Origin of the sequence: Yersinia sp. 2542 StPb PI (genome assembly GCF_048593855.1) — a bacterium.
Classification (GTDB): domain Bacteria; phylum Pseudomonadota; class Gammaproteobacteria; order Enterobacterales; family Enterobacteriaceae; genus Yersinia; species Yersinia enterocolitica_E.
Window position 1 is genome coordinate 1 of record NZ_JAZGQA010000516.1, and the last position, 402, is coordinate 402.

Below are 402 nucleotides of genomic sequence, written 5' to 3' on the forward strand. Positions count from 1 at the left end.
GGTTAAAGGATGCTGATATCACTGCAAAAACTATTGTGCCTGATGTATTGGCTCTACCATTTAGTCTTGGGCAATGGTTTGCGGTAAAATTAGACCATGAATGGTTGATCAGAGATAGTGAAATGTCAGGCTTTTCAATTTGTAGTGAAATATTAGAAAAAATATATGCTTCAAGGTTGTCATCTGTTCATATAAATACCTTTTATCCGGCTAGCAGTAAAGCTATTAATTGGCAATCAACACAATATTGCGATGTGCTCCGAGTTATGGCTGAAAATGTCGGTCATACTGATGTTAATCTTCTCTGCGGTAAGTATAATGATTTCTTTAAAAGAATTATTAATTGCCAACCTATTTTTAAACCTGTTTTTCTGTGTTTGCTTCTATCTATTTTTGTATGCC

At 34.3% G+C, this 402-nt stretch carries 1 protein-coding gene; it reads left to right on the forward strand.

The window, feature by feature from the left end; translation table 11 throughout:
• The coding region (locus V1952_RS22565) for a type II secretion system protein GspL (RefSeq protein ID WP_420075638.1) at positions 1-402 on the forward strand (402 nt) is incomplete at both ends.